Origin of the sequence: Streptomyces sp. NBC_00582, assembly GCF_036345155.1 — a bacterium.
Classification (GTDB): Bacteria; Actinomycetota; Actinomycetes; order Streptomycetales; family Streptomycetaceae; genus Streptomyces.
Genome location: NZ_CP107772.1, coordinates 10,743,423 through 10,767,550, shown reverse-complemented (window position 1 = coordinate 10,767,550; position 24,128 = coordinate 10,743,423). Strand labels below are relative to the sequence as shown.

The window sequence follows — 24,128 nt, the reverse complement described above, 5'->3', positions numbered from 1 at the left end:
TTGGCCGCTCCGCCCAAGACGTCAAGTTGGGAGATCGCCCTCCACTGGCCACGTCGGCAGGGCGCCGCGGTGAGGTTCGCGGTGGTGGAGTTCCCGAAGGCCCCGGATCCGGGCATCTGCCTCGGTAAGGGCGTCTTCCGGCAGCCACATCCGGAAACCGTGGAAGCGTTCGGCGATCCGGTCCGACTTGTTCAGGAGGCGCCTCTCACGGGTGACGAAGCCGAATCCTCCGTACCGGATGGCTGTGGAGACGTGCATGGCGTCACGGATGTGGTTGTCCCGAGCGGTCGTCCGGTCCACGTTCGGGAACAGGATGGCGAACACGTCGTGCAGGCGGGTGTGGTCCTCCTCAGTGCCCCAGACGGAGGAATCCCAGCGGGATTGGCCCCAGACCATGGGCCCGAGCGCTTCCGGGTAGCCGGCGCTGGCCTCGGTGAGCTGTGCCCACTTCTCAGCGGGCGCGTCAGCGAGTTCCGTGTCCATGGCGTCGGTCCGCTGAAGGTTGATCCATCCCTCGTCACGGAGGCGCCTCAAGCACGCGCTTGCCTCGTCCGCGGCGTCGATGATGTGGGTGTCGATGAACAGCAGGAGCGCCGTGAGGTTGTGGGGCGTCGGGGCGGTGGCCATGTGCAGCACGGTATCCCCACGGGTTCCTGTGGGAACGCGCCTTCTGCAGCGTCAGCGGGCAACGCTCACGGCTACTGGCCACGGATCTGCTCGTTCGGGTGGCGCTGGGCCTGGAGACGTTCGCGGAGGTCTGTCTCTTCGGGGGTGAGCAGGCCCTCGGGTCGACGGATGCGTACGGGCTTGGGCCAGAGCGGCAGGCCGTCGTCCACTTGCGGCGTCCTCAGCAGTGCTGGGGAACAAGTCAGAAGCTGCGGCCTCACATCCCCCAGGCCCTGCGGAACCTCGCCACGCTCGCTGTAGCGGACCAGGGGTTGGTGGAGAGGGCGTGCCGGGCTTCGGCGAGGTGAGTGAGGGATCTGTCGCCTGCGGTGGGTCCCTCGGCCATGCTCAGGCGCGAGGAATCCAGGGTGCTGTCGAAGAAGTCGATTAGGGTTGCGGCGAAGAGCATGAAACCGGCTATCTCGCACCCCAGGCGAGCCGCCGCGCACAGTTGGGGTGTGCCGTTCAGTTGAGGTGCTGTCAAGCCGTCGCGGGTGGCCCAGGAGCGGAACTCTCCGTACCACTGCTCGAACTGTGCGGCCGTGGCGTCCTGCGGCTGGATCCCTTCGAGTTGGTTGAGGAGGCTCAGGCCCGCGGGCTCGAAGGTGCCACGCTGCAGGCTGTGGCGTACGGCCCACAGTCGTCCGGCGGCTTCGCGCCGCATCAGCTCGGGCACGGTCTCGTCCAGGTGAACGTCGCTTCCCTCCCCCCGATCGCCGACCATGTTGCGTACGCTGCGATGAAGTTCGCGAGGGAGTCCGCCGGAGAGCACGTAGCAGAGCGCCACGAACGGCTCCGTCCAGTCGAGTAGCAGGCCGTGGAGGATGTCCTTCGCCTCGCTCAGGGGCAGCCGGTCCAAGGTAACGACGTCGTCGAAGGCACTGTCGAAAACGTCGCGGAACGGCACACCGCGGCGCTCGAAGCTCGCGGCGGCCTCCTCAGAGACGGATACGAGGAAGAAGCAGCGGCTGGACCCGAAGACGGCCTTGATGTCATTGAGGAAGTTCTCGACCTGTTCTGCGCTCTTCATTTTGTCCAGTTCGTCGATGGCGATCACCAGGTCCTGCTGCTTGGCGACCGACTCGATGAACGAGCGGAGGTCCGCGACGATTTCCGGATAGCTCTTGGGGCGCTCGGCGAGCGTCATTCCCTGCTTGGCTCCGACGTCCAGTCCCAGGGGCACCTGGCGGGCCCCACCCAGCTTCACCACCATGGAGCGTTCGGTGCTCAACGTTTGCTGAGTGTGGATTTTCCGCAGCTGGTCCCTCGCGGCCTCCCGCAGTGCACCTATTTCGGAAATCGGCTGCATCGCCAGCATGTCTGCGGGCCCCTGCACCGATCGTCCTTGCAGGTGGACCCTTGTCCATCCTGCGAACAACAGCGCGAGACCGATGATGGCCAGGACGACACCACCGAGCAGCCACCAGGTGCCGGCCCCCATGCCTCCGGAAAGGATAATCAGCGGCAGACCAGCAGCCGCGCAGAAGGCGAGCGCGAGGCAGTATGTGGACGCGCGGGACGCGCTACGAGTCCGCTCCATTAGGTCGACGAACTGGATCTGCATGCGGGACAAGTCAGGCGGGTAAGGAGCTGTGCGGCGAGTCGACATCTGCGCCGTGCCGATCAGGAACAGAGTGAGGAGTATGGCGGAGATAGATGTCAGCACCAGCCCCAGGTACGACCACCAATGACGCGGTGCCGTCAGTAGGGGCCCGGCCGTGGCGAGCAGGACCGTGCCGACCGTCAGCATGACCGCCCCGGCCAGCGCGATATACAACGCGGCTATACGGTTGGAGTTCCGCTGCGACTGATCCTCCCATGGGCTGTCCGGCTCACGGTCCGCGTCCGGACCCAGTACCGCGCGGCAGATCCGGCTGTGAAGGTAGAGCAAGAAGTCCCGGGGCTCGTAGGCCACCGGCGCAGAAACATTGATGCCCAGTCTCGGTCGTGGCGGCGGGTCGAGGGACGTGATCTCGGATGCCCTCAACGGTGTGGTGAGCTTAGTGACATAGTCGATGAGCGTCGTTTTGCCCACGCCTCGTGGGCCAGATACACCGAAGCTTCCCCCGTCGCGCTGGCTGATGGCCGACTCGAGTCGCCGGAAAGATGCGGTGACGATGACCTTCCCGCTGGAGATCGCTTCGCGCAGGCCCTTGAGGGAGCCGATGCGCATCCGGGTAGCGTAGTGAGCGGTCGTGAGTTGGTTGAGTTCTGTACGAACCAGGCTTTCAATGATGGACTCCGCCGCAGCGCTCAGATGGGCGAGACTTGCGTTCCACTCCGTTTCGAGCGCCCGGAACTCAAGCTTCACACGTGCGCGGTCACGCTGCTTGCGCAGTTCATCCCTTATCTGATTCTCAATTCTCTCCAGCCGCCCGATTACCTCGGCGTATTCGGAGTCCAGGGCAGTGCGTGGATTTGCCGGCCAAGGCGGTAGTGCGAGGGCAGCCCCTTTCCCCATCTTTTCCTCGGCAAGCAGGGAGTCCGCCACGAAGTAGCGCTTGCGGGCCGTATCCAGCACGGTCCGGATCTGCTCCGTGTCAGCCCTTCCCTCCGACGGGTGCAAGGCGAGCTCTCGCAGTGCCTCAGACGCGTCCCGCAGCTGAATGGCTGCCTCGATTAACTGGAGGTATCGCCCTTGGAGGTGTGGATCCGTCGCCGCCTCGGCCGCCAGCAACTCGTTCAGGCGATGGCCCAGCTGGCGCGCCTGTTCCAAAGAGCCCGCGATGTTGAGCTGAATCACGTCCCACTGACGCTCCACCGCGTTCGTCAGATCTAGGGGAATCTTCGTCAGTTCCCTCACCTGGTCGGCGATGTCCGACTGGGCGAGTACAGTCTGAAGGGACTCGTCCACCAGCCGACGAACGTCCACCTCGTAGGGCCCCGCTGGCGCTCTCGGCACCACGCCCCGCGACTTCTCACGGCTGTCGTCGGTAACCGACATAGGTATCACCCCTAGACGAGTAGTTCCGAATGCGGGGTTCTCAGACGGAGGGAGGGTGTCCAACATCGGGTTGTGACGACCGATTTAGACACCCTCTTGACGGCACTGTACGTGCATGTCGATGACCGTTTGAAGACCCCGCGGTGGCGTGGACGTCCGCCGCGGCTGACCGATGCCGAGCTGGTGACCCTGGCGGTGGCCCAGGCCGTGCTGGGCTTCCACTGTGAGGCCCGCTGGCTGCGCTTCGCCCACGCCCACCTGCACGGGATGTTCCCGTACCTGCCCCAGCGCCCTGCCTACAACAAGCGGCTGCGAGCCGCTCTGCCCCTGGTCAAACGGGCCATCCGGTCGCTGGCCGCTGACACCGACCTATGGCTGGACGATGTGTGGATCGTGGACTCCACTCCGGTCGAGTGCGCACGCTCCCGCGAGACCGTCAAACGCTCCGACCTGGCCGGCTGGGCAGGCTACGGCTACTGCCGATCACACTCCCGCTTCTACTGGGGCCTGAAGCTGCATCTGGTGTGCACCCCGGCAGGCCTGCCCGTCGCCTGGGCCCTGGCCGACCCCAAGGTCGACGAACGGCAGGTCCTGGCCGCTCTGATCGACGACGAACCGCATCTGGCAGCTGCCCGGCCGGGGCTGCTGATCCTGGCGGACAAGGGGTACATCGCTGCCGAACTCGACCGCTTCCTCGCCGCTCGCGGCATCAGCCTGCTACGGCCGTCCTACCGCAACCGCGGCACCCCACACCCCGCAGAATCCCTGCTCAAGACGGTGCGGCAGCTGATCGAGTCGGTCAACGACACCCTCAAGGGCCAGCTCGACCTCGAACAGCACGGCGGCCGCACCATCGAGGGCGTCGGAGTCCGGGTGGCCCAGCGGATCCTGGCGATGACCTGCGCGATCTGGCACAACCGAACCATCGGCGCACCCATCACCCGGTCACTGATCGCCTACGACCACTGACCCACATCGGAACTACTCGTCTAGTTCGACACCCTCCTGTCTTCAGCGTCTGCCCATGCGTGGGCACCGTCAAATGGAGACACACCGGCCCGCGCGAGCAGGCGTACACCCAAACGAACGTGCAGCGGTCAACAGGTGAAGCTGGGATCGTACTCACCGTACTTGCGGCCTTCAGGGTCGAAGGAGAAGCCAAGGTAGTTCTTGTAGAACCTGAAGTGCCGGGCGAATCCCGTGTGGATGTGCATCAGCGGGCGCGCGCCAGTGTCGTATTCGGAGTATGTACCGATCAGTCCGGCGTAGGTCTTCCGCTTGGAGTTGACAGCAAGGTGATGGGAGTAGCTGGCCAGGGTCGCGAGGCAGAAGAATCGCTTGAGCTCCCCAAACGTCAGCTCCACCCGCCGAGGGTCGGGGAATGTCTTGCCCAGCCGCGATGCGAGCTGGTCGATGTGGTTGGTGTTGAGGTTGCGGAAGACGAAGGTCTGGGCGTCGGGAAGACCGGACGGCCGATAGCCAGCGTGGTGTTCCAACTTGTACAGGATCTCGTGAATGACACGGGGGAAGGCACAGCCCCAATTCCAGTTGTAGCCATCGGGGTGATAGGCACCCTGGAAGAGGACTAGCTCAGCGGCGGTCATGTTCGGCGGCGCAAAATCCTTGTCCGGACGCGGGTCCTTGTCGTCAGGGTCACGGGCGGCACCCATAGCGATGCGGGTGGGCGGGCCCCCGGGCACGGCAGGTGGCCCCTCGGCAAAGCCGTCGTCGAAGCTGTTGACCAGGATCGGGCCGCCGTGCCAGGCGTGCGAGAAGAAACTGAGCTCCATGAGGGTGCCGGGGTCGCTGGATCCGATAGTCCGCACCGCGGCGTAGATGTCGGTGATCGACATCATGCCCCGCTGCCCATCCTTGAACTCGTAGTCCACCTCGCCGCCTGAGACCACCCGGTTGTAGTGGGCGGGGATGATGGGGGTGAACGGCGTGGTAGTTGTGACGTTCTCGATCCGTCGGCCACCCGGGTGGGTGAACTCACGGGTAACGATCTTCCCGGACTTCACGTCGAAGATCTGGAACGTCAGGTCCTCGGCGGTCCGATTGGCCGTGACCAGCCGCTTGACGCGGTTCTCGCAGAAGACCTTGAAGTCGACGCCTTTGCGCTCGTAGTCGACTCCGGCGACCAGCACAAATCGCTTCATCCCGATGCCCGATCCCTTGTCGTGAGCCGCACTGAGCGACCGGCTCAGGCCTCGACCCACTCACCTTCGTCGTTCTGCTTCCAGCGAGGCAGTTGGTCGTCGGCGCGCAGGTGCACGAGGTTCGTCGGGATCCGCACAGTCCACGGCTCGCCTTGGGGAACTTCGTCGCCGGGGCGGTCGAGGCGCTCGGCGATCTCATCGGCGATGGGCAGGTACAGCGGGCTGGAGATCGGCGGCAGCGGACCGCCGTTCCAGGGCTCACCGATAGTCAGGAAATGGTCGATCGCTCCTTCGAAGCCCGGTCGCGCCGGCACTGACACCCGCGCGTAGCCGGATTGGAGGAACTCGTTAAAGACCGGATCGGGATCGTCGTAAGACAGCCGTTCATCCCACTGGTCCTTGCGGCCCCAGAAGTAGGGGTAGGTCACCCAGCTCATGTGCTCCCATTCGAAGGCCTGCTCGAAAAAGCGCACGTAGGGCCCCTCGCCGGCCGCCTCGAACACATCCATCTGTGGCAGCCCTGTCGCGGGCGACTCGTCGATGGCGTCGAAAAGGTCGAAGTGCTGGTCGGTCAGGATGCTGATGCAGTTCTTCTTCAGCTCGCCCTGGATGGTCACCAGGTTGGCCGCCGGGTTCCTGCCCCGGATGGCCACGCCCTCCTGCATCTGCAGCGCTGCCAGCTTCTCCTCGTAGTCCGCGACGAGCGCCCGGTGGGCGGTGGTGAGCTTGGCGTGCGTGTCCAGGCGCCACTTGTCCATGGCGCGGTCGGTGCGCCGGCACTTCACCTCGACGGCGACGGCAACGTCCGAGCAGTGGAAGGTGTTGATGGCCACGGGGATCGAGTTCTGCTCGTCGTCCAAGGTCGTCGTCCACAGCCACTCGCCCGCGCCCACGGACAGGCGCTGCGTGCGCTGCCCCAGGACGACATCCACAGTGGCGTCGGCCTCCCAGATGTTGGTCGCGGCGCCCACGGTGCCGAATACGGCGCGGTACCCGTCCTCGAGGGCAATCTGCCCTGAGTGGTTGTAGTTGGTCTCCCTACTCCCGCCGCCGCCCTTGAAGTCCATCGACGCGGTCCTGAACCGCTCCGGCGGGGGTGCCACGTCGGTCGCGCCGCACTGCTTCACCCAGTAGGAGTAGTTGCTCTCGTTGATCTGGGCGGGGGTCAGGGAGAACTCCGGCGGCTTGGTCAGGGTCATCGTGCTCGCGTGTGCCTGGTTCATCGCCGCGATGAGGAAGGCGGCCGGCTCGGGGACCAGAAAGTCGAACATCGTGCGCAGCCCGTAGTTGAACATCTGCGCCTGGTACACCTTGTTCACCCACTGGTACACGCCCGAGATGTGCCCGCCGCCCGCGACGTTGTCGAGCTCGTGGGTGTTCTTCTCGATCGTCTCCGTGGTGACCCGCCTGGTGATGCGCTCCAGGACCCGCTCAGCGATCTTGCGTGCGCTGCGCTCGGTGACATCCTGCGAGAAAGCCGTCGCCGACCTGGTGGCTTCCTCCTTGGATCGTGCAAAGGAGCCTTCGGCGCTGGCCGCGAACTCAACGGTCGGGCCGTATTTGCCCGAGATGTTCAGGCCGGCCTTGAGCGCGACGTCCTCCTTGATGGTCTGAGCTGTCTCTCGCGTCATCTCGAACCGGTCCGTGGTCTCCAGCTCCCGCTCCTCGCTGGTGCTGACCTCGGTCTCTGTCAGCGTGACCAGTTCTGTTTCCTCGCGGCGCGAGTGCTCACGTGTCTTGCGCTCCCCCTTGAGGACGTTCTCGATGTGCGCGACATCGGTGCTCTCGTAGCTGGTCAACTGCTGCCTGACGACCAGCAGGTCGGCCACCCCCGCGGGAGCGACGTCCCCCTTGGTATGCGGGATCCGCCCGTCCAGGGGAAACACGGGGAGCGGGACGAGCCCGCCGGTGCCGATGGCACCCCACCCGATAGTGATCGGGGTCTGGATCGAGAGCAGAGCGTCACCGATGCGCCTGAAGGACTGCTTGACCGGATGGCCGGCCGCCTGCTCCAGGTGAGCCACGGTCGTCGTCAGGTCGCTTTGTAGGTGCTCGGTGATTTGATCCAGCGGTGTAGCACTCAGGTCGATCGAGCGCCTCTCCAGGACATCTTTCGTTTCCTCGGAGAGCGCATCCACCGCCGTGGGCTTCAGCCGAAAGCCGACCTCGGACACGTCGGGGGGACGGAACGCCCCACGCCCCGCCAGGACCGGCGACGTCGTGCCCAGCAACGTCTCGGCCAAGGCCGCGGCAGGCTCGGGCGGGCGGTCGACGTGTGCGTCTTCGCCCGGTTCAGCCTCGATGGCCTGTTTCATCTGGCGCAGATTGAGGGCGCGAACGTCCGCGGTGTAGGCGCTATCGCCGAGCACCGTGTTCTTGAGCCGCAGCTGCTCCGGTGGCAGCGCGGCTTCGCTTTCGACCCGGTCGGAGACGCGGAAGTGCTGCGCGTCCAGTGCACCAAGCTCGGAGACCGCGGCCCGCAGGCGTTCGTGCTCGGCCAGCAGGTCCCGCACGTGCCCGTTCCGCTCGTCCACGGCCGCCTGACGGCGCTCGCGCAGCTCATCCTCCGCCTCGCGCGTGGACAGCCGCGAGGGAAGACGTAGGGCGGCAGGCAGGCGCAGCGAACGACGTCGCCACCGGTGCAGCGCGTCGGCGCTGGAGGGGAAGGTCTCGTCGGCCGCGACACGGGCGATGGCGTCCATGGTGCGCAGCTGCCGCACCAGCTCCTCGATGGGTCGCGCGTGCAGCTCCTGGAGCACCTTGATCGCTATGACGCTGTCGCGAAGCCGGGCGAGCGTTGCCTGGAAGACGTCGTCGGCAACTACCTCCTCCGGCGACGCCTCGAACGCCAACCGGACGGCCTCGGCCACCGCGTCCCGGGTGACGGCCTCGTCAGCGTCCAGCAGCTGGTCGAGTCGTGTGGCCAGATCGGCCAGCTTCGGGGCGAGAGCGTTGTTGACGGGGTTGCCGATGAAGTCGTCCCCGGCCGCAAATTCCCTGGTGACTTCCTCGACGTGATCCCGGCCGGCGTCCACCGCCTGGCGGAGGGCAGCCTGGTAGTCGGACTCTTGGGCCAGGTCGATGCTGGGATTGTCCGGATCCTGTGCCACAGCTGGCCGCGCCAGCATCAAACGGAACAGATTCTCCATGCTGACCTCCGGGGTTGTCACTGACACCAGCACAACCGATTTGTCCTGTGCGGCGGGCACGTCTGCGAGCCAGGTGGGACCGAACTCAGCTCCTCATCGTCACCGGTGCGCCCGAAGCCGAATGAAGACGCGGCGGCTGACGGGGTTCCTTACCCTGGCGCCCTACTGCACGCCGCTGGTAGACGCGTCTGCTCGCCGAGCGCCCTGTTGCTTAGCTGCGGTTCCTCCTTGCCATCCTGTTGCCGTCGGCCGCGGCCCGCCTACCGAGGAGGACCGGACGGGTGGCGGGCAGGCGGGATCCCTCCGATGGGCCCCGTCGGTGAACCGCGGGGTTGGGAGCAGACCGGCGCCCCTACCTGTTCCAATAACTGCCACTTTCACTTCGATCGGCTCCTGTGCGGAGGACGCTGCTGCGCAGACACCTTGCGGCGAGCTGACCAAAGACTCACTCTGGCGTCCACCCTGGTCACGGATGGGTAACTATTGGCGCCGGTTTCTGAGACACCCGCCTCCGTGCCCCGTGATACCGACGAGCGACTACTCATCGCGGCATCCATTGAGATAGTGAGGCGATTGAGACACCCGAACTGTTCCTAAGGTCGGCGCGGTGGAGAAAGGCCGGCGCTCTCCGCTGGCATCGCTGCGCCCGGCACCGGCACCCGCCTGAGCGCCTCCGCGCCGGTACAGCACTACGAGGGTGCTCCCCCGCCCGCCGCGTCCCAGCCGTCCAGGAAGGCGGCCAGGGCGCGGCGTTGCTCTTCCTCGCGGGCGATCTGCCGGGCGAGGACGTCACGGTCGACGTACGGGTCGACGGCGGCGAGGACCAGGCGCCGGAGTTCGGCCGGCTCCAGCGCCTCCACCTCCCACTGCACCGGGCGGCGGGGGTCGAAGCCGTAGCGGCGGGCGAAGGCCGGCCACCTCGGATCGCCGCGCTTGCCCTCGGTCGCGGGCAGCTCGTAGGCGCGCACCTGCTCGTAGGTCAGCAGCACCCGCTCGGTGTGGCTCCAACAGCCCGTGCGCGCCACCCAGTCCCGCTCGATGTCCTCGCCCGAGCAGTCGAAGTCACCGACCACCAGGAGCACGGCGTCGCGCGGGTCGGCGGTGACGCGGTCGTGGACGACGTCGGCGTACGACTGCGAGCCGAAGCCGCGGACCACCAGGACCGGGATACCCGCGTCGGCGAGCCAGCCGGTCAGCTGCTGGCGCAGGGTGTCCTTCTCCGCCGCGACGTACAGGGCGTGCTCCTGGCCCTCGGTGCGGTCGAGGCGGAACCAGTCGGGCATCTCCGCGAGGAACGCGTCCGCGCCCGTCCAGGCCGGCGGGACGTGGACCTCCCGGACGGTGTCGATCAGGTCGGGGAACCGGCCCTCCCGGCGGGCCTTGGCCAGCTGTGCGGACAGACGGCGGTACATCGGCGCCGTGTGCGGCAGCGTTCCCTCGGAGGCCAGGCGGTACATGACCTGGCGCAGCGTGACCTTCATCGGCGCGTACCCGTTCACAATCTCCCGCGCCCGGTCCACCACGGACGGCCACCGCACCCGCTCACGCGCCATACCGGTACATGTACCCCTCGCCGCCGTCCGGCGCCCAGGACCTCCCCGATCCGGGTTATCCACAGGCCGGAACGCGATCGGCGGTTCCTCCGTACGCTGCTGCCCGAGTCGATCACACGGGGGTGTGCGGGATGCGGTACGGCGTGGTGGTGGAGGAACTCGCGGTGGAGGTCATGACGCAGCTGCCCAACGACCGGGCCCGGCAGGAGGTGATGGCGCTCGTGGAGGTCGCGCGGATGGATCCGCGGGCCTGGCCCGACGTCCGCGACCCGGGCTCAGTGGAGGAGATCCGGGAGGCGTTCGGGCTGCGGTGCTGGATCCAGTTCATGCCGCACGCCGGAGCGATCGAGGTCCGTGACATCGGGTGGGTTGGGCTGACGCCCTGCTGACACGAGATGCCCGCGCCGCTGACACGGGGCCGACCGGCCACTGACACGAGAGCGGGACAGCCGCGGTTTCAGCTCAGGCGGTGGCTGAGGAGCGCGAGGCCGGCTGCCGCCGCGCGGTGCTGGTAGGCGCGCAGTCCGGGGGCGCCGGGGGGTGCGGGCTGGCGGGCGTTGCGGTGCCAGTGGCCGGTGAGCGCGGCGAGGAACGCGGTGGTGGTCTCGGGGCTGCTGGCGGTGGCGGGATGGTCGCGGAGCAGCCGGGCGACGTCGGCGGGCGTGTGTCCGGCGAGGATGAGCTGCGGGGCGAGGGAGGCCGCGTCGATGCAGGCCGGGCCGGTGGTGGCGTGTGCCCAGTCCACGAAGGTCACGCCAAGGTGGTGGTCGCGGACCATGTTGTCGGCCCGCAGGTCGCCGTGGACGATGCGGTCGCCGTGGGCGAGGCCGGGCCAGGCCGCCTCGAGTTCGGCGAGCTGCTCCAGGCGGTCACGGGCGGCGGGGGCGAGGTCGGCCGGCGGATCGGCGAGCAGTTCGTCCCAGCCGTGCAGGGCCGCCGTGGTGGAGGGTGTGGTGCTCACCGCCGCGACGTACGGGGCCGGGGCGGGGTTGAAGGTGAGATTGTCCAGCAGCGCCCAGGTCTGTTCGGCGTCGGCGGAGGCCGGGGAGAGGTCGGGGTGCGGGCCGTCCAGGTGGGCGATGACGACAGCGGTCCAGTCAGCGGCGTGGTGGATGCCCAGCAGGTCCGGGGCCGGGGCGCCGGGTGGCAACACGGCGAGGACGGCGGCCTCGTGGGTGTTGGCGGCGGTGAGCCGGTCGTCGTCGGGGGCCGCTTTGACGAAGACCCGGCGGCCGCCCTTCAGGGTGAGCGCGGCGGCCAGCTGGTGGCCGAAGCCGCCTCCGGGGGTGACCGTGTCGGTGACGGGTGCGCCCAGGGCGTCCTCGAGGCGGGCACGCAGGGGCGCGGGGACGTCGGTCCATTGCAGACGGCCGCTGGTGGGCGGTACAGGCATCGGGTCAACTCTCAGAGGTCCGGAACGCGGGGGCGATGCGGTGCCAGGCGCTTCGTACGGGGCGCGGTGCTTGAGCGCAGGCCAGTAGTGTCTGTGACCTCCAGTGGTGACGGACAGGGAGCGTGCGAATGCAGCCTGATGAACCATCCCGGCGGGGTGCCGATCCATGGCTCGGCCACTACGCGCAGCGGGCGGCGGGGATGGTCGCGTCCGAGGTGCGGGCCCTGTTCGCGGTGGCGTCGCGCCCTGAGATCGTGTCACTGGCTGGCGGGATGCCCAACGTGAGCGCGCTGCCCATGGACGCCGTCGCCACGCTGATGGCCGACCTCGTGACGGAGCGGGGGCCGGTCGCGCTGCAGTACGGATCCGCCCAGGGAGATCCGAGCCTGCGGGAGACGATCTGCACGGTGATGGCCGAAGAGGGCATCGACGCTCACCCGGATGACGTGGTGGTCACCGTCGGCTCGCAGCAGGCGCTGGACCTGGTGGCGCGCGTGTTCCTCGATCCAGGCGACACGGTGGTCACCGAGGGCCCGACGTATGTCACCGCGCTGGGGACGTTCGCCGCGTACCAGGCCCGCGCCGTCCACGTCGACATGGATGAACGGGGCGTGCTGCCCGAGGCGTTGGCGGAGACGTTCGCCCGGCTGGAGCGCGCCGGGCGGCCGGCGAAGCTGTTCTACACGGTGCCCACCTTCCAGAACCCGGCCGGGGTCACACTGGCTGCCGAGCGGCGTTTACGCGTCCTGGAGGTGTGCCGCCGGGCCGGGGTGCTGGTTCTGGAGGACAACCCCTACGGGCTGCTGCACCTGGAGGGCGAGCCGATGCGGGCCCTGCGCGCCGACGCCCCCGCGGACGTCGTCTATCTGGGCTCGTTCTCCAAGACCCTGGCGCCGGGGCTGCGGGTGGGCTGGGCGCTGGCGCCGTCGGCGGTGCGGGACAAGCTGGTGCTGGCCGCGGAGAGCGCGATGCTGTCCCACTCCGCTTTTGCCCAGCTCGCCGTGGACCGGTACCTGCGCACCCAGCCGTGGCAGGAGCAGCTGAAGGCCTTCCGGGAGATGTACCGGGAACGGCGCGATGCGATGCTCGGCTCCCTTGAACAGCACATGCCGGCGGGGGTGTCGTGGACAAAGCCGGGCGGCGGGTTCTTCGTCTGGGTGACGCTGCCTGAGGGGCTGGACTCGAAGGCCATGCTGCCCCGGGCGGTCCAGGCGAGGGTGGCCTACGTGCCGGGCACCGGCTTCTACGCTGACGGCGCCGGCCGCCGGGCCATGCGCCTGTCGTACTGCTATCCGCCACCCGAGCGCATCCGCGAGGGCGTAGGAACCCTGGCCAAGGTGATCGGCACCGAGCTGGAGCTGTGGGAGACCTTCGGCACCACCGCCCACCCGCACAGCCCGGGACCGCAGACCCCGGGACCGGACCACTCCTGACGCCCCTGACCGCAGAGGAACGGATGAGCATGAGCGACCTGAACGTCACCGTCATCGCCGGGGGCCTGTCACCGGAGCGCGAGGTGTCACTGCGCTCCGGGTCGAGAGTGGCCGACGCGCTGCGCCGGGCTGGCGTCGAGGTGGAGCTCCGCGACGTCGGCAAGGACCTGCTGCCCGCACTGGCGCAGGACAAGCCGGGGGTGGTCTTCCCCGTGCTGCACGGCATCGCCGGGGAAGACGGGACCATAAAGGAGGTCCTGGAGCTGGCCGGGGTGCCCTACGTCGGAGCCCGCCCGCACGCGTGCCGTACCGCGTTCGACAAGACCACCGCCAAGGCGATCCTGGAGCAGGCGGGCCTGAAGACTCCCGAGTCGGTGACGCTGCCGAAGCAGGCGTTCCACGACCTGGGCGCGGCCGCGCTGACGGCGCGGGTGGTGGAGCGGCTGGGTGCTGAGCTGTTCGTCAAGCCGCGCGCGTGCGGCAGCGCGTTCGGCGTGAGCCGGGTGGAGTCCGCGGGGGACCTGCCGCAGGCCTTGATGGCCTGCTTCGCGTACCACGACGAAGCGCTGATCGAGCGGCGTGTGACGGGCACGGAGATCGCCGTCGCCGTGGCCGATCTCGGCGACGGACCGCGCGCGCTGCCCGCAGTCGAGATCGACGCGGGGACGGGCCTGTACGACTACACCGCCCGCTACACCCCGGGCGCGGTGGAGTTCCACTGTCCGGCCCGCCTGCCCGCCGAAGTGGCCAAGGAGGCCGCCCGGGTCGCCGTCGCCGCGCACCAGGCGCTGGGGCTGCTGGACCTGTCGCGCACGGACGCGATCGTCACCGAGGCCGGAGAGGTCTTCGTCCTGGAGACGAACGTCGCCCCCGGGATGACCGAGACCAGCACCTACCCCATGGCGCTCGAAGAGGCGGGTCTCGACTTCGGCGTCTTCTGCCGTGATCTCGCGTCCTTGGCCGCCCACCGGCACGGTCTGTCTGTCTGACGATGTGCGACGGCCGCCGCACCCGGGCGAGGGGTGCGGCGGCCGTCGCGTCTGCTACTGGTCCTGTCCGGCAAGCCGGTAGAGCGAGATGTGCCGGCCGCTGGTGTCCGTGTCGTACGGGGTGCGGTCCCAGTCCTCCCACCGCTCCCGCAGCAGCAGCCCCGCCTCACCGGCGAGCACGTCGATCTGCTCGGGCCGCCAGTAGCGCATCTGGCCGGGCAGCACCCGCACCGGCTCCCCATCGCGCAGGACGACCTCGGAGTAGTGGAACTCCTGCTCCACGTCGTGGTTCTCGGCGGCGAAGACCACCACGGTGTCCGTGGTCCGCCGCTTGAGCGCGACCACGCTGCGCCCCTCGGGGAACACCCCCGGATGGGGTCCGTCGGGCAGGCGCTGGCCGGGCCGCGGTACGAAGGTCTCGATCAGCAGCGTGCCGGTGTCGGTGAGCATGCGCGCCGCGTTGCGCAGGAATGCCCGCTGGGTGGCTTCGGAGGCCAGCAGGAAGAAGGTGTTGAAGCAGGCGAACACGAGGTCCACGCGCCTGCCGGCCAGGTAGTGGGCGGCGTCCGCGGTGATCGGGGTGACGGGAAGGGTGCCGGTCTTCTTCGCCAGCTGGCGGGTCATCTCCTCCGACGCGTCGACCGCGAGGACCGGAACGTGTTCGGCCAGCGGCAGCGTGATCCGCCCGGTGCCGGAGCCGATCTCCACGGCAGGCGTAGCGCCCGCCAGCTCGGCAAGTAATCGGATCTGCGCGGCCGGCGGCACGAAGTCGCCGTACAGCACGTCGTACTCGTCAGCGGTGCGCTCGCCGTAGGTGTCGCTGCCGTACGTCATGGAGATTCCCTTCGTCGGGCAGTGGAGAGATGGCTGTCTTCGAGGTCCATCGGCTGCACGAGGTCACCCGCACCCGTTGCGCCGGTCACGGTGTACTTCTCCTGCGACGTCCTGCTCGGCTGCTGGCGACGGCGGCGCCGCTGGACGGCGTCGATCGCATGCGCGCTGCCCTCGCCGTCTTCGACCCGGGCCCGGTAGTCCGCCCAGTCACTGGCGGTCCAGTCGTCCAGGGCGGCCGGGAAGTCGTCGCCGGTCACTAGTCGGCCTCAACGGCCGGGACGCCGTACATGGACGCGCACGGGTCGCAGGCGAACAGGGTGGCACCGCGCAGTATCGGTACTGGGAACCTGGGGTCCGGTGTCCCGCTGCACCAGCAGCACGAGCGGCCTGCGATCTGCTGCGGGCTCAGCCGCTCGCGGTGAATCGCCGGGGCGTCCACGTAGGCGCCGGCGAAGGGCTGGGGCGGCGTGCTGCGCGTCGTCATGTCAGGGTGCCTCGCGCTCACGGTCGGGAAGCCTGTGGCGGCCATCTCCCACGGGGGAACGAGAGACGGCCGCCAGCGCCTGCGGCGTTCACCGGGCGCATGTCCAGTCCAACGCCGGGCCGTAGTCAACGGGTAGGAAAAGTGGGCCGGTTGCTACTCGCGGTGACCGGAAATTTTGGGGAGCGGGTTCCTCGCAACCCCTCCACGCTGCATGATCACGCGGCTACGGTGAGTGTGTGGAAGGAAATTTCCGGTTGCAGGCCCACATGACCGAACACGCTTTCAAACAGGGCACGTTGGCCGACAAGGTGAACGAGGAACTGAAGGCGGCCGGACACAAGGGGACCGTCGGTGACCGCACGGTCCGCAACTGGGTAACCGGAAAATCTCGCTGGCCGCACCAGCGCCAGCGGGACGCCCTGGCGGCAGTATTCGGATGCACACCCGTCTGCCTTGGCTTCTATCCCCCCGGCATGCCCGCACTGCCCTACGAGGACCTCTCCGCCATGCTCCGCCGCCGCTTTTGCACCGCTGCCACGTCCGCGCTCGCAGCCACCGCCCTGCCAGCCGCTGGCACCCGTCCCACCACCGTGGGCACCTCTGACGTGATCCGCCTGCGGGACGGCCTGGACCAGCTCACCGTGCTCGATCAGAAACGCGGCGGGCACGCCGCCCTCGAGCGCGACGCACTCGCCGGGGCAGCCGAGGCTGTCGGTCTTCAGGACCGCTCCGCCTCGCAGACGATCCGCCAGCGGCTGTTCGGTGTCGCCGCCGACTACACCACGGCCGCCGCCTGGTCGTGCATCGACGCCCGCCAGCTCGAGCGCGCCCGCGTCCACGTGAACGAGGCGCTGAGGCTGGCCGGGCTGTCGCAGGATCCCGTGGCGCTGATGCGGGTGTGGAACTCCACCTCGATCCTTGCGTACCAGCTCGGTCACTACGCCGAAGGTGTGGCAGCGGCACAGGCGGCTCAGTCCTGCGCGATCACGCGCCGCGATCCGCTGTTCGGATCCCTCGCGCACGCCCGGGCCGCAGTGGGGCACGCCTACCGGGGCGACGGGCAGGCCGCTGTCCGTTCGATCGGATACGCCGAAGATGCCCTGGTGCGAGCCGAGGCGCGCCCCCGCCCGTCCTGGGTCGCCTTCTACGGGCCCGCGGAGCTGCACGCTCTGACCGGGATCGTCCGCAGTCGTCTCGGCCAGCCCGCGGAGGCGGAAGCGGCCTCGCACCGCGCTCTGTCCGCGCTGCCGGCGCCCTACCGGCGCAACCGCGCCATGACGACCGTGGACCTCGCCATCGCCCAGCTCCACCAGGGCGACGCCGAACAGGCCTGCGCCACGACCGAGGACGCTTTCACTTTGATGTCCGGAAGCCCGTTGCCCGGCCGCCTGCGCGTCCTGCTGGGCGACTTCTACCGTGATCTCCTCACGCTCGCGCCCTCCACCACCGTGGCGCGCGAGTGGGCCGACCGTTACCGATCCGAATGGAGCCCCGCGTGACCACGGCACCCGCCATCGACCTGCGCCGCTACGGACACGCCGACCTGCCCGGCATCCGGCAGACCCTGCTCGATGTCCATGCCGACGCCTACTTCGACCGGCGGCACGAAGAGTTCGTGCAGCGCTTCCCCTGGTTCGTGGACCACTGGGGCGGCCGGGAAGGATTCGCGTGCGTGGTCGCCTATGAGGGCGGTGAACCAGTCGGGTTCACCTACGGGGCGCCAGGCGAGCCGGGCCGCGAATGGTGGCGCGAGTACCTGGCCGAAGAGCCGGCCGACCCGTCGACGTTCTCCGTCTCGGAACTGATGCTGAGGCCGAAATGGCGCAAGCAGGGACTCGGGCAGCGGCTTCACACCGCGCTGCTCGCCGACCGGCCGGAGGCCCTGGCCGTGCTCACGGTGGACACCAAGCGGCCCCGGCTCCAGGCGCTGTACGAGGGCTGGGGGTACCGGAAGGTCGGCGAGCGCCAGCCGTTCCCGGACTCCCCGCTGTATGCCGTGATGCTGCTCGATCGCACGCACACGGCCTGACGGGCGCCACCGATCGTGGAGAGGATCCGATGAAGCGCCGCAACCTGCTGCGTGGTGCGCTGGCCGCCGGCCTCACTGCTCCGGCCCTCGCCGCGCTTACCGCCGCCCGGACCGACGTCGACCAGATCCTCTCCCCCAACGTCCTCCAGGACCTGGCCGACCTCGAGGCCGCAGCCGAGAGCTACGGGTACGGCTACCACGGACAAGCACCCACCCGCGTACTGGCCGACCTGGTCACCGACTTCACGACCCTGCGCCCGCTCCTCGCCGTCCCGCAGCCCGCCCCGGCCCGGGCCCGGTTGTGCCGGACGGCCGGGCAGATGGCCGGGATGACCGCGATCGTCTTACACGACCTGGGCAGCCGCCGGGAGTCCCGTGCCTGGTTCGCCACCGCCGCCCGGGCCGCCGCCGAATCCGGCGACCCCCAGCTGCACGCGTGGGTGCTGGCCCGGGAGGCGATGGTGCCGCTCAACTACGGCGCCCCGAAGGCGGCAGCCGACCTCGCCGACCAGGCCCGGCAGGCGGCCGGCACTCGGCCGACCGCCGCCGCGGTGCTGGCGGCCGCAGTCGCCGCCCGCGCCTACGCCCTCAACCACCAGCCCGAACAGGCCCGCCAGGCGCTGGCCGCAGCCGACGCCCTCATGAAACGGCTCCCCGACTCCGAGCAGTCAGACACCTGGCTGACGTACGGCGAGCAGAAACACCACGTCCACCTCAGCCACGCCTTCACCACCCTCGGGGACACCCGCCGCGCCCACGAGAGCCAGCAGCGCGCCCTGGAGCTGTCCGCGCCGACCAGCACCATGACCCGCACCCTGCTGAACATCGACGGCGCCGCCTGCTCCCACCACGACGGCGACACCGAGCAGGCCTGCCACCGTGCGGTCGACGCCCTGACGGCGCTGCCCGTCTACTACCGCACCGGCCTGGTCCGCCGCCGCGCCCTGGACCTGTACGAGGCGATCCCCGCACAGCACCACCGCGAGCGCGCCGTACGGGAACTTCGCGACGCCGTAGCGGGCTGACAACGACTACGCCCACAGCGGGCGGGCCCGCCCGGTCCCCTCGCAGTGGAAGCACTGGCCGCCCCCTGGTGCGCTGCGGGTGCCCATGGTCCCCATGGCGTCCCACAGGAGCCGGGTGAGGCCTGCGACGTGGGCGGCGTGCAGGGGCAGTTCCTGCCGCACTCCGATCATGACTTCCAGCGCGACGTCGGGTACGAGTGCGTACTCGCCGATTCCTTTGGGTCCGGCGAGGTCGCGCGTCACCGTGTCGATCACGTCGTGAAGGCGGCCCACCGGCTCATCCTCGAACAGTTCCACGCGCGCCGACAGGACGATGTCGTTCGGATCCGCGATCGACAGCCGCGCCACCGGCCGCTCGAACGGCGGGATGGGGCCAACCAAGTCGGGATGGCCTGCGTGGAGGCGGGTCATTGCGTACCACAGGTCTCCCGAGGTGTCCCTGTCGTGCCTGATCAAGGGCACGTCCTTGTTCTGCTGCTTGCCGAGCTTCATGGCTGCCTTCCGGTTGATGACGTCGGAATACCTGAGTACGCCGTGGCCAGGGCGCAGCGCGCGCCTTGGCCCTCGTCATCCCGCCGGGCAGCGCGGCGACTTCGAGAGCCGTCCCGCCGGGCGGGCGGTCACGACCGGCGGGCCGGGCAAGCCGCCGTTGCGGGGCGGCTCGCCCGACTCTGTCAGCGGCCTGCCGGTTCGGGGTATCGCTCGCGGCGCCGGTCCGGGTCGTCGACGCCGATCTCGTACCAGGGCTCGCCCCGCTGGAGCCGGGGCAGAGTGTTCACCCACACCGCGACGGCGATGCCCTTCACATCGTCGGCGAGCGCCTGGAGGCGGTTGTCGAGCAGGTGCTCCTCCTTGCCCGCCAGCACGACGTGCAGCCGCGGGAAGGTCTGGGAGCGGGTGTAGCGGTGGCGCTGCCAGAAGGGGAAGGTGCGGCCGTTGGTGCCGCGGGCCCCTTCCCAGACACGGTGCCCGGCGTAGCGCTCGTAGTCCCAGACCTCCTTGGCGAGGCGGGCCTGGGACATGGTGCCGTTGTCGAGCTCGAAGAGGCGCACCTCGCTGGTCTTCGTCGGCAGGGCCAGGACGGCGTCGGTGTTGAAGGTCAGGCCGGTCTCCTTGATGGCGTGGTTGACCTCCACCTGCCAGTCGGTCAGATGCTTGCGGCCACCGAAGGCGAGGATCATGTCCGTCACCGCGACGCCGTGCGGACCGAACCCGGCGAGAACGGCCTTCGCTCCGGTGCCAGCCCTCGGTCGGGGAGGCAGCTCGTTGCCGTCGGCCAGAGCCTTCTGTCCCGCCGGAGTCAGGTTCCAGATCTGGTGCTTGCCGTCCTTGCCGTTCGTCTCCGCCAGCCCGAGCTCCGCCAGCTTGTTCATCGCCCTGCGCACGTACGACCGGCCGTCCGACTCCTCCTTCGTGATCACCTCAGCCATCTGCCGCACCGTGGCTATCCGCACGCACCCCAGCATCCGCAGCGCATCGGCACGCACCTTCATGGCCGGAGTGGACTTCTTCCCCTTCGCCGGTGTCTCAGGGGAAGGGAGAGAGGTGTCAGCGTGCCGGGAGGCCCCTTGTCGGGCGGTGTGAGCTGCGGTGATGGGCACGACGTTGGAATCGTTCGCGGCACCGTTCACGGCACTGGATTCCGGGCCGCCCGACGGGTGTTCAGCACCCCTTGACCAGGTCGGACCCGGCTCCGGGTCGGGCTGCCGGGCGCTGCTGGTGTCCGTCATGACAAGGCTCCTCACGCAGGTGGCGCGGGGGTCCGGATGGAAGTCCCCCGTCATCTGGTAGAGGTGTGGCGAAAGTCGACGGTGTGACACTCGCCCGAGCGCCGTTACCGAGCCGTGATCGTCAGGCAGGTGCGGCGCAGAGCTCGGAGACGATCGTGAACGAGGTCGTCACCATCGGCACCGCCATGGCCGGCGGCATCACCGCGTGCGTGGTCTGGCCGTGCGCCATGCCGTTGCGGATCTGCCGGCCATAGTCGAGGTACTCCGCCTGCCGGGCCGTCAGGACCCCGTCGGCGGCGCCCTGCTTGATGAGCTGGTGCAGCGGCTTCTTGCCCGCGTCCGGGATCCGGTCGCGCAGCACGATCTCCACCGCGATCAGGGAGTGCATGACCGCCACGGTGGAGAACTCGTAGCAGTAGTACGACTGGCGCAGCAGCTCGCGGACCGTACGCAGGACAGTCGCCGCGGCCTCGGGCACGCCGTCGGGCACGACCAGGTCCTCAACGAGGTCGTGCATGTCGGCGTAGCTGTCGAAGAAGAGGTGGGCGCGTTCGTCCGGGACTGGAGACGCAGGCCGCTGCATGGTCATCCCCGCAGTCTCCCAGCGGCGCACCCCGGACGGCAGCGGCTTTTCCAGGGGCGTCGCGCAGCGTGCCGGGACGGAGATTTCTCCCCTGCCTAAATGGGCGGAATGTCGCAGGTAGCGGAACTGGACAAGGGGCAACGCGAGCGCCGGCCAGGCGAGTCCGCTCACCGTCGGCGCACCGAACTCTATCCACAGGCAATCACTCCGAAGATCGCTTCTGAGGCCGCCACGATCAGCGCGGCGGCCCGTCGACAGTGAGGAAGCGTTATGGAGACGACTGCGTCGAAGGTTTCCCAGCTCGCCCCGGAGCAGATCGCGCGAGCCGCCGACTACGTGGAGCTGGTCTGGCGGGGCCAGGGCAGCGAGCAGAACAAGGCCGCGCTCGCCGCATTCCACTCCGACGGGTCCGAGCTCGCGCGGCTGATCGGCGAGTTCGGCGAGCTGCTGCTGGCCGACTACATCACCGCAGTGCCCGACGAACACGCCGACTGCGAGTCCGCGTACGCCCTGCGGCAGATGGTGACGGTGGCGAGCCGGTACCTCAAGCGGTGGTGCCTGGCGGGCGGTGGGGCGCAGACCGCATGGATTGCGGCGGGGTTCCTGATCGAGTGCATGCAGGAGGTCGACCAGGTCTCCCAGTTCCTCGCTGACGTCCGCGGCAACGTCTCCACCGAGTGGCCGGCCACCGCGTGAGCCACCGGGCGGGCACGCCTCGCGAGCCACAACCGGCAAGCCGTCATCAGCCGCATCCAGCCCTCCCGGGCCAGCCAACAACTTACGGAGCCGTCATGCCCAAGAAGAACACCACCACCGAGCCGTTGACCCCGATGCACCCGGACGATGTCGCCGGCGCGTTCGCCTACATCCGGGCGTTGCAGGCCCGCGACATCGACACCGCCGGCGCGGTCGCCAACAACATAGGCCCGGAGCTGCGCCAGCTGCTCCTGGACGTCGCCGCGCGCGTCTTCATCCCCGTCACCGCCGTGGACGACTGCGACGGGGAGCCGTGCGCGCACTCCTTCCTGGCCGCGGCGCTCGGGCGACTGCTGCTGGAGGTCCTGCGCGACGGCGACGGCGCCTGCCTGGCCTTCCCGCCGGGCATCGCCCAGACCATCGTCCGCTTCGCAGAGAACATCCTCACCGAGGACCAGGGCGACGTCGCCGACGTCCTGCGCCAACTGGAGGCCGCGGGGATAAGGCAGGCAATGGAGGCATCCCCGGCGCACCGCACCACCGTGTAGCCGCGCCTCCGGGACGGCGGTGGTGCGGTGCGGCGCACATCGCACCACCGCACCACCGTGGTGCGGTCCACCGCATCGCCGCACCGCACCGCGCCACCGGCATCGCCGCCCGGCACCGGGCGCGCGCCACGACCGGGCGGGCTCCTCTATCACACACCCCCTTGACCACGGCCTGATCGTCAGCCGAAACGGGCTGTGTCAAGGGGAATCGTCCTCGGTAGCAGACCTGGTCAAGGGGGTGGAGCGGAGCTGGTCAAGGGGTCACGCGCGTCCGGCCGCACCTGGTCAAGAGGGCGGTCGGCGGTGGGCGCACCGGTGCGGTGCGGGACATCGAGTGCGGCGCACCGGGCGCGCGCGAGGGTGCCCGGCATCGTCGGGTGGTGCGGTGGCCTCCATCGCGATGCGCACCACGGTGGCGTCCATCGTCATCCAGCGCACCGGAGTGGAGTCCACCCGATGTCGTGCATCGCCACTGGATGCACGACACCGAGTGGACTCCACTCGGTGGACGATGCCCGGCATCGTCACCACAGCCAGGCGGTGGAGTGCCGCACTCGGGCCAGGGCGCGGGCATCGCGGCGCGCGGCCGCGTTGCCGATCCGGTTCTGCCGGGAGCGGGGCCGGCGCGACTGCGAGGCGGCGAGACGGCGCTTCCCGGCGTCCTGGAGTCGCCGCCGCTGCTTGCGCAGCTCCTGCTTCTTCGCGGCCTTGGACTTCGGCTTCCGGGGGCGCTTCCAGACCGGCTGCCATCCCAGGGGCTCATCGGGCTCGGGCTCCTGGTCCTCGTTGAGCGCGGCGGCCATCTTCGCGCGGGCCGCGTGGGCGCGTGCGAGTGCGTCGTCGGGGTTGGGGCGTTCTTCCGGGGTGCTCATGCGACTCCTCCTGTGGTCCGGCCCGGTGTGTGCTGGGTGCCGGACTGCTGGGTGTGCGGCTGCGGGGCCGTCGCCGGGGCGGGCTGGGGCCGTGGGCCGTGGGTGACAGCGCGCTCGCGCTTGCCGTCCTGGAGCTTGGCGGCCAGCCGGGCGGCGGCTTCGAAGGTCCGGCGGGTCTGCTCCACCGTGTCGACGCCGGTCTCCGGCTCCAGGAGGTGGTCGTCCTCCGGGCCGGAGCGGAACGGCCGCGGGTGCAACCTCGAGGCGGCGGGTACGGCGACGGTCTGCGGCCGGGTGCGGGAGCCCAGGCGCTCCGCACGCCGCGCTGCGTTGACCCGGGCGGCCAGGGCGCCGGCGGCGAGGCGGGCCCGCTCGTACGGGCGCGCGGTGCGGTTGCGGGTCAGCGGGCGCAGCACGGCCTGGTCCTCGGTGTCGCGCGGGTACAGGGCGCGCAGGTCGGCGGTCATCTTCAGGCCGCGCCCGACGGGGCGGGTGTAGTCGTCGACGACCGCCTGCACGATCTGGTCGTCCAGGCCCGCCTGGTGAGGCCGGCCGCGCAGGACGTAGGAGAGGTGCCGGCGGGCTTCGGCGAGCACCTGGGGCATCGACAACCGCACCTGCGCCACCCGCGTCACCAGCCACGGTGAGAACACGCGCCTGGAAATCCGCCTCGCCGGAGCCGACGCCAACCCCTACCTCGTGCTCGCCGCGGTATGCGCCTCCATCGTCCACGGCTTCACCGACGACCCCCAACTGCCCGCACCGTGCACCGGCAACTCCTACACCGCCACCCAGGCGCCCCCCGTAGCCGCCGACCTCGCCGAAGCCACAGCCCACTTCTCCGGCAGCAGCATCCCCGTAAAGGCGTTCGGCGAGCTCGTCGTAGCCCACTACACACACGCCATGCGCGACCAGATCCTGCGCCACCGGCGCCTGATCACCGACGCCGACCTCGCTCAAGGCATCGGCCGCACCTGACCTCCCCGCCCCCTCGCACTCCCGCTGCCGGGCCGCTGCCCCTCCCCTCCACCGGCCGACCCG

The 24,128-nt window shown here is 69.3% G+C and carries 23 protein-coding genes and 1 pseudogene; 10 read left to right on the top strand and 14 right to left on the bottom strand.

Going from position 1 to position 24,128, the window contains the following annotated elements; genetic code table 11:
• Window positions 1–21 precede the first annotated feature (21 nt).
• Entirely contained in the window at window positions 22–627 is a 606-nt protein-coding gene (locus tag OG852_RS49000) for a hypothetical protein (RefSeq protein WP_330346728.1), read from the bottom strand.
• A gap of 256 nt (window positions 628–883) precedes the next feature.
• Window positions 884–3,610: a P-loop NTPase fold protein gene (locus OG852_RS48995; RefSeq protein WP_330346729.1), complete on the bottom strand. Its 2,727-nt coding sequence runs from the start codon at window positions 3,608–3,610 to the stop codon at window positions 884–886.
• A gap of 72 nt (window positions 3,611–3,682) precedes the next feature.
• On the opposite strand from OG852_RS48995, the gene OG852_RS48990 reads away from it, so the two are divergent.
• Window positions 3,683–4,579, top strand: coding sequence for an IS982 family transposase (locus tag OG852_RS48990; protein WP_330346730.1), 897 nt, complete (start codon window positions 3,683–3,685; stop codon window positions 4,577–4,579).
• A 128-nt stretch (window positions 4,580–4,707) separates the two neighbouring features.
• Here the strand turns inward: OG852_RS48990 and OG852_RS48985 are convergent, their stop codons facing one another.
• The 3 genes from OG852_RS48985 to OG852_RS48975 form a co-directional block, all read right to left on the bottom strand.
• Complete coding sequence (locus OG852_RS48985; protein WP_330346731.1) at window positions 4,708–5,769, bottom strand: hypothetical protein; 1,062 nt, start codon at window positions 5,767–5,769, stop codon at window positions 4,708–4,710.
• Between the two features lie 44 nt (window positions 5,770–5,813).
• On the bottom strand, window positions 5,814–8,918 hold the full coding sequence (locus OG852_RS48980; RefSeq protein ID WP_330346732.1) for a hypothetical protein: 3,105 nt from the start codon (window positions 8,916–8,918) through the stop codon (window positions 5,814–5,816).
• A 689-nt stretch (window positions 8,919–9,607) separates the two neighbouring features.
• Complete coding sequence (locus tag OG852_RS48975) at window positions 9,608–10,471, bottom strand: hypothetical protein (RefSeq protein ID WP_330346733.1); 864 nt, start codon at window positions 10,469–10,471, stop codon at window positions 9,608–9,610.
• Between the two features lie 131 nt (window positions 10,472–10,602).
• Between OG852_RS48975 and OG852_RS48970 the strand changes: the two genes are divergently transcribed.
• Window positions 10,603–10,860, top strand: coding sequence for a hypothetical protein (locus OG852_RS48970; protein WP_330346734.1), 258 nt, complete (start codon window positions 10,603–10,605; stop codon window positions 10,858–10,860).
• A 68-nt stretch (window positions 10,861–10,928) separates the two neighbouring features.
• Here the strand turns inward: OG852_RS48970 and OG852_RS48965 are convergent, their stop codons facing one another.
• Entirely contained in the window at window positions 10,929–11,864 is a 936-nt protein-coding gene (locus OG852_RS48965; RefSeq protein WP_330346735.1) for a phosphotransferase family protein, read from the bottom strand.
• A gap of 128 nt (window positions 11,865–11,992) precedes the next feature.
• On the opposite strand from OG852_RS48965, the gene OG852_RS48960 reads away from it, so the two are divergent.
• The gene (locus tag OG852_RS48960) at window positions 11,993–13,297 is read left to right on the top strand and encodes an aminotransferase-like domain-containing protein (RefSeq protein WP_330346736.1); all 1,305 of its coding nucleotides are present in this window, start codon (window positions 11,993–11,995) and stop codon (window positions 13,295–13,297) included.
• 29 nt (window positions 13,298–13,326) lie between these two features.
• Window positions 13,327–14,286: a D-alanine--D-alanine ligase family protein gene (locus tag OG852_RS48955; RefSeq protein WP_330346737.1), complete on the top strand. Its 960-nt coding sequence runs from the start codon at window positions 13,327–13,329 to the stop codon at window positions 14,284–14,286.
• 54 nt (window positions 14,287–14,340) lie between these two features.
• Here the strand turns inward: OG852_RS48955 and OG852_RS48950 are convergent, their stop codons facing one another.
• Genes OG852_RS48950 through OG852_RS48940 form a run of 3 tightly spaced genes read right to left on the bottom strand, consistent with a single transcriptional unit; the run spans window position 14,341 to window position 15,604 of the window.
• Complete coding sequence (locus OG852_RS48950; RefSeq protein ID WP_330346738.1) at window positions 14,341–15,120, bottom strand: class I SAM-dependent methyltransferase; 780 nt, start codon at window positions 15,118–15,120, stop codon at window positions 14,341–14,343.
• A complete protein-coding gene (locus OG852_RS48945; protein ID WP_330346739.1) occupies window positions 15,117–15,377 on the bottom strand; it encodes a hypothetical protein in 261 nt (86 codons plus the stop codon). Before OG852_RS48945 ends, OG852_RS48950 begins: the two co-directional genes overlap by 4 nt.
• Window positions 15,377–15,604: a hypothetical protein gene (locus OG852_RS48940; RefSeq protein ID WP_330346740.1), complete on the bottom strand. Its 228-nt coding sequence runs from the start codon at window positions 15,602–15,604 to the stop codon at window positions 15,377–15,379. The genes OG852_RS48945 and OG852_RS48940 overlap by 1 nt, the downstream gene beginning before the upstream one ends.
• Before the next feature lie 266 nt (window positions 15,605–15,870).
• Between OG852_RS48940 and OG852_RS48935 the strand changes: the two genes are divergently transcribed.
• The 3 genes from OG852_RS48935 to OG852_RS48925 are packed head-to-tail and all read left to right on the top strand — an operon-like array spanning window position 15,871 to window position 18,658.
• Window positions 15,871–17,103 (top strand): hypothetical protein, encoded by a 1,233-nt coding sequence (locus OG852_RS48935; RefSeq protein ID WP_330346741.1) that lies wholly within the window; start codon window positions 15,871–15,873, stop codon window positions 17,101–17,103.
• Window positions 17,088–17,633: a GNAT family N-acetyltransferase gene (locus OG852_RS48930; RefSeq protein ID WP_330346742.1), complete on the top strand. Its 546-nt coding sequence runs from the start codon at window positions 17,088–17,090 to the stop codon at window positions 17,631–17,633. The genes OG852_RS48935 and OG852_RS48930 overlap by 16 nt, the downstream gene beginning before the upstream one ends.
• A gap of 29 nt (window positions 17,634–17,662) precedes the next feature.
• On the top strand, window positions 17,663–18,658 hold the full coding sequence (locus OG852_RS48925; RefSeq protein ID WP_330346743.1) for a hypothetical protein: 996 nt from the start codon (window positions 17,663–17,665) through the stop codon (window positions 18,656–18,658).
• Between the two features lie 6 nt (window positions 18,659–18,664).
• On the opposite strand, the gene OG852_RS48920 is transcribed toward OG852_RS48925, so the two are convergent.
• From OG852_RS48920 to OG852_RS48910, 3 genes are all read right to left on the bottom strand, one after another.
• Entirely contained in the window at window positions 18,665–19,150 is a 486-nt protein-coding gene (locus OG852_RS48920) for a hypothetical protein (protein ID WP_330346744.1), read from the bottom strand.
• Between the two features lie 182 nt (window positions 19,151–19,332).
• On the bottom strand, window positions 19,333–20,151 hold the full coding sequence (locus OG852_RS48915; RefSeq protein WP_330346745.1) for a replication-relaxation family protein: 819 nt from the start codon (window positions 20,149–20,151) through the stop codon (window positions 19,333–19,335).
• 358 nt (window positions 20,152–20,509) lie between these two features.
• Window positions 20,510–20,977 carry a hypothetical protein gene (locus tag OG852_RS48910; RefSeq protein WP_330346746.1) on the bottom strand — a complete coding sequence of 156 codons (468 nt, stop codon included), beginning with the start codon at window positions 20,975–20,977 and terminating at the stop codon, window positions 20,510–20,512.
• A gap of 264 nt (window positions 20,978–21,241) precedes the next feature.
• Between OG852_RS48910 and OG852_RS48905 the strand changes: the two genes are divergently transcribed.
• Both OG852_RS48905 and OG852_RS48900 read left to right on the top strand, forming a co-directional pair.
• Complete coding sequence (locus OG852_RS48905; RefSeq protein WP_330346747.1) at window positions 21,242–21,667, top strand: hypothetical protein; 426 nt, start codon at window positions 21,242–21,244, stop codon at window positions 21,665–21,667.
• 95 nt (window positions 21,668–21,762) lie between these two features.
• Window positions 21,763–22,215: a hypothetical protein gene (locus OG852_RS48900; protein WP_330346748.1), complete on the top strand. Its 453-nt coding sequence runs from the start codon at window positions 21,763–21,765 to the stop codon at window positions 22,213–22,215.
• 524 nt (window positions 22,216–22,739) lie between these two features.
• On the opposite strand, the gene OG852_RS48895 is transcribed toward OG852_RS48900, so the two are convergent.
• Together OG852_RS48895 and OG852_RS48890 are read right to left on the bottom strand one after the other, a co-directional pair.
• On the bottom strand, window positions 22,740–23,087 hold the full coding sequence (locus OG852_RS48895) for a hypothetical protein (RefSeq protein WP_330346749.1): 348 nt from the start codon (window positions 23,085–23,087) through the stop codon (window positions 22,740–22,742).
• Window positions 23,084–23,683, bottom strand: a pseudogene (locus OG852_RS48890) (MobF family relaxase); the annotation flags it as partial. The pseudogene OG852_RS48890 and the gene OG852_RS48895, both read right to left, overlap by 4 nt.
• Before the next feature lie 7 nt (window positions 23,684–23,690).
• Here OG852_RS48890 and OG852_RS48885 point away from each other — a divergent pair.
• A complete protein-coding gene (locus OG852_RS48885) occupies window positions 23,691–24,065 on the top strand; it encodes a hypothetical protein (RefSeq protein ID WP_330351361.1) in 375 nt (124 codons plus the stop codon).
• The last annotated feature ends 63 nt before the right edge of the window (window positions 24,066–24,128 follow it).